The following is a 4,783-nucleotide window of genomic DNA, read 5'->3' on the forward strand; positions in this document are numbered from 1 at the left end:
GTGAGACTGAGCGTGAGTCCTGCGCGATCCGCAACGACCGCATCAACCACGTACGACCAAGGAGCATCATGAAAATCATCGTCGCCACCCATAACGAAGGCAAACTGGTGGAGATCCGCCGCATTCTCGAGGAGCGTCTGGGTGAGGACGCGGCCGACGTGGAGCTCGTCTCCGCGGGGTCGCTGGGTCTGCCCGACCCGGTCGAGGATGGCGTGACCTTCCAGGAGAACGCGCTGATCAAGGCCCGCGACGTGGCCGAACGCACCGGCTGCCCGGCGGTCGCGGACGATTCCGGACTGATCGTCGACGTGATGGGCAACGCTCCCGGCATCCTCTCGGCGCGCTGGGCTGGACACCACGGCGATGACGCGGCGAACAACGCGTTGCTGCTCGCACAGCTTTCCGACATTCCGGACGCCAAGCGCACCGCCCGCTTCCGTTGCGCCGCCGCCTTGGTGGTGCCGGGGAAGCGCAAGCCTGCGGCCGACGCCGATGAGGAAAGACCGTACGCGATCGCCAAGGAGACCGTGGAGCTCGGCGAGATGCCTGGCACGCTGCTTCGCGCGCCGCGTGGAGCCAACGGTTTCGGCTACGATCCGCTGTTCGTGCCGGACGACCAGCCGGAGCGTGCGAAGCGTGCCGGTGCGCGGCTCACCTCCGCCGAAATGGAACCGGACGAGAAGAACGCGATCTCCCATCGCGGCAAGGCGTTGCGCGCGCTGGTCGACGCGATCGAGGTGCTTGTCCGATAGTCCGGCTGGTCGTCCGGGGATTCGCGGCGCGACGCGGTGACGGGCCGATTTGTGTTCGTCGCGATTGTCCGCTATGATTCTTGTTTTGTGCGCGGCTAGCGTATGCTTACCGGGCATGACGCCACTTTAGCTCAGTCGGTAGAGCGGCTCACTCGTAATGAGCAGGTCGACAGTTCGATTCTGTCAAGTGGCTCCATCGCCCTGGATGCGGTTGCATTCGGGGCTTTGTTTTTGCCTGTGTTCGCGCGAGTGGCGGAATTGGTAGACGCGCAGGATTTAGGTTCCTGTGTCTTTGACGTGTGGGTTCAAGTCCCATCTCGCGCACTTTCCTCGGTTGGGCTTTGTGTCTTTTTGCCTTGTGCCTTTTGTTTTGCCCGTGGTTCTTGTTCTTTCCTCGTCCGCTGGTTCTTGTTTTCCTTTGACCGCGCGCTCTTCCTCTTCCCGCCATGACTCTTAGGGGGCTTTCCGGCAGGGGCACGGCATGGTCGATGCCGATTTCCGATAGGGTGTTGGAAAAGTTGGCAACAATATGAAACATCGGTTCCGGGCGCGGCCGATTCTTCTAAGATGGTTCATCGAGAGCGAATCATCCAAAACGATGAATGAGGGGCCGATATGTCCGCATTGATTCAACCGGTTGCGTTGCTGTTGATAATTCTGACGGGCTATCTGTTCAAAAGGGTTGGAAAATTCAAGAACCGCGACTATCGCGTGGTGCAGGTCGCGCTGTTCGATCTGGCGCTTCCCTGCGCCATCATCTATTCGTTCGCCACGAATCCGCATGATGTCAGCATGTTGTGGATCTCCGTGTTCGGCTTCGTGGTCTCGTTCGTTCCTCTGGTGCTCATCTTTCTGGCGACGCGGCACAAATCCGTGCAGGACAGGGCGTTCGTCATGCTCAACGGCGCCGGCTTCAACATCGGCTGTTTCTGCTATCCGGTGGTGCAGGCGTTTCTGGGCACCGCGGCGATCGTGCCCGCGGCCATGTTCGACATCGGCAATTGCGCGATGGTGGCGGCCGGCACGAATGTGATGACGCAGCAGTTGCTGCACATCCAGCCGGGAAAGACGCTTGACGAGCAGTACAGCGGCCATGCGCCGACGCTGCCGTACGTGAAGCCGAAGGACCGGGACGCCAAACGCCTCGCCCGCAGGGTGCTGCTGCGGAACGTTGCGAAGGGATTCTTCGGCTCGGCGGCGTTCGACACCTATATGCTGATGGTCGTGCTGACGCTCGCCGACGTCAAGATCCCCGATGCCATCTCCACGTTGCTCCAGCCCGTGGCGAACGCGAACTCGTTCTGCTCGATGCTGATGGTGGGCATGCTGATGGATCTGCCGACCGGACGCGAGGATGTGCGGAAACTCGCCGAAGTGGTCGCCTGGCGTCTGCCGTTCGGCATTCTGTTCGCGGTCGCGGCCTGGATGATTCTGCCGTTCGGCGCCTCGATCCGTGAATCCGTGGTGATGGCCTGCCTGGCTCCGATCGCGGTGTTCTCCACGTTGTTCACCGACAAGGTGCTCGGCAATGCGAAACTCGCCGGTTTCTCGCTGTCGGTGTCGGCGATCATCGGCCTGATCACGATGACATGCGCGCATTTCCTCATCGCGGCGATTTCCTGAAGGGGTTTTCTTTTGATGCCTTCCAATGTTGTCCGGCGTCTTCTCTGGCCGCCCTTTCCCGCGGACTTCCGTGACGGTTAGGCCGAAAATCTCCACCTGCGTGCGACAATGGTGCGCGTGAAGGAACGAAAACGCGAACGACGAACGGCGGGATACGCATATCCGCGGCATCGGCGGTACGTCGTGCGCCACGCGGGCCATAATTCGTACGGGATATCTGCCCGTCATGAGCGGCATGCGGTCCGCAGACCGCACGGACGCCGCATATTCGCGGTGGAGATGCTGCGTCTGCTGGCGATCGTCGGCATCGCAGTGTTCCACACTTTCCTGCCCGCGTTCGAAAGCATGCTCGGCTACGGGCCGAATCCGGTCGACACCGCCGTGCCCGTCAGCGCGGTAAGCGGCACGGCGTGGGCCTCATGGACGGTGGGGATGCTCAAATTCGTCGGCGCGTGGGGCAACCACGTGTTCTTCATGATCTCCGGCTTCTTCCTCGTGCCGCGCATGATGCGGGACGTATTGGACGGCGGCGGGCGGCGCGTGCGGTTCCGTTCCGCGGCGCGTCGTGTGCTGCAGGTGTTCGCCACGGTCGTCTTCTACACGGCGATCATGCTCGCCGTGAACCATTTCGTTCCGGTCATTGCTTCCGGTTGGAAGCAATGGTTCCTGCTGGGATTGGAATTCGTCTGGGTGTATGCGCTCGTCATCGTGGCCGCTCCGCTGCTGGCGGAGCCGTTGGCCCATTGCGCGAGGGCGTGCGGGGGAGCGCTCGCGGCGCTCGCCATGCTGGCCGTCGTGCTGATGTACGCGGTGAACGAGCATGTGGCGTTCGCCGCCGTCGGTTCCTTCGGCTTGCTGGATTGGCGCAAATGGCTGGGCGCGCTGAGCTACGGCCTGTCGTTCGTGATTGCCGGACTGATCGGTTACGCGATATGCGGAACATCCGCCGCGCGCGGGGAAGCTTCCAGGCCCGTGGCGAATGGCGCATCGCGGGCGGATGGCTCGCCTGTGGCTGGCAAGATGGTGGAAACCGATAAGGTGGTGGCAGACGAGACTTTCGCGCGTCGTCCGATATGGCTGCGCAGGGGCGTATGGTGCGCGGCGACGTTCGCGGTGTTCGCGGCGTTGGCGTTCGCCGTCGCGTTCGCCGTCTCGCGGGGCGATTACGCGTTGCTGTACAAGTTGTCGTTCAAATCGACGTCCGCGTTCTCCTTCGCCTTGGCGCTGGGCTCTCTGATGATCGCGGTCACGGGGAACCGAGCGGTCGCCGCGGACGATGGCGCATGGTTGCCGCGCGCGGTGCAGGCGTTGGCGTCCGGCATCCTCGGGTTCTATGTGGTGCAGTCTCTCGCCGGCGACATCTGGAAGCCGCTGTGCGAGCGTGCGATGGGCGTGCCCCTCGCGCGTGCGGCCGCCGCGGCGTCGCCGATCGCGCAATATGGATGGCTTGCCGCATGGTTCTCGGTCGGCATCGCGTTCTCCGTGCTGTTCGTACTGGTTGTCTGCGTATGCGATCGTTGCCTCAGACAACCGCTTTTCCGTGCGCTGAAGCTTTCCCGCTGAACGGTGCACACGATTTCATAAATCATTAAAAACGATGATCGCCAAAAATGGATCGTACGAAAATCGCGGCAATATGGCGATTTTCGTGCGCAGTGTTAACACAAGAAATATTTTTTGTGTTTTTCTGTCCTCTTTTGTGAGTATCTTGTGAGATGAAGAGATACGACGCGAATCGTCGGAATCCGGCAGATGGTTCCATGATTCGCCGCCGCTTCATAGTGATGATGAAAGGACCTACCTATGGCCATCAATCCTCCTGTTGACGCCACCAAGACCCCGGAGTGGGCCGCACTGCAGAAGCACTACGACGAGCTGCAGTCCGAAGGCATCAGCCTCAAGCAGTGGTTCGCCGATGACGCCGACCGCGTCGAGAAGCTCAGCTTCGATGCCGGCGACCTGCACTTCGACCTGTCCAAGAACCTGATCAAGCCGGAAACCCTGCAGCTGTTCGCCGACCTCGCCAAGGCCGTCAAGCTCGACGAGCGCACCAAGGCCATGTACTCCGGCGTGCACATCAACAACACCGAAGACCGTGCGGTGCTGCACACCGCGCTGCGTCGTCCGGTCGAGGACGAAGGCAAGTACATCGTCGACGGCCAGGACACCGTCAAGGACGTGCGCGAGACCCTTGACCGCATCTACGCCTTCGCCGACAAGGTCCGTTCCGGCGAATGGACCGGCGTGACCGGCCGCAAGATCGAAACCGTGGTCAACATCGGCATCGGCGGCTCCGACCTGGGTCCCGTCATGGTGTACGAGGCGCTGAAGCCGTACGCGGACGCCGGCATCTCCGCACGCTACATCTCCAACATCGACCCGAACGACCTGGCCGAGAAGACCAAGGG

3 protein-coding genes, 2 tRNA genes and 1 pseudogene are annotated in these 4,783 nt (G+C 61.8%); all 6 read left to right on the forward strand.

Annotated features, from left to right (window positions below; all coding sequences use genetic code 11):
• The first annotated feature begins 68 nt into the window (after positions 1–68).
• Positions 69–752, forward strand: coding sequence for a non-canonical purine NTP pyrophosphatase (locus B3C64_RS04155; RefSeq protein WP_291533939.1), 684 nt, complete (start codon positions 69–71; stop codon positions 750–752).
• Positions 753–872: 120 nt separating this feature from the next.
• Positions 873–948: transfer RNA gene (locus tag B3C64_RS04160), tRNA-Thr, on the forward strand.
• Between the two features lie 47 nt (positions 949–995).
• A tRNA-Leu gene (locus B3C64_RS04165) sits at positions 996–1,076 on the forward strand.
• 291 nt (positions 1,077–1,367) lie between these two features.
• A complete protein-coding gene (locus B3C64_RS04170) occupies positions 1,368–2,375 on the forward strand; it encodes an AEC family transporter (protein ID WP_291533941.1) in 1,008 nt (335 codons plus the stop codon).
• Positions 2,376–2,654: 279 nt separating this feature from the next.
• Positions 2,655–3,938, forward strand: a complete 1,284-nt coding sequence (locus tag B3C64_RS04175) for a hypothetical protein (protein ID WP_349679955.1) — start codon at positions 2,655–2,657, stop codon at positions 3,936–3,938.
• 240 nt (positions 3,939–4,178) lie between these two features.
• Positions 4,179–4,783, forward strand: a pseudogene (locus B3C64_RS04180) (glucose-6-phosphate isomerase); the annotation flags it as partial.

The sequence above is a fragment of the Bifidobacterium sp. UBA6881 genome (genome assembly GCA_002451435.1).
Classification (GTDB): Bacteria; Actinomycetota; Actinomycetes; order Actinomycetales; family Bifidobacteriaceae; genus Bifidobacterium.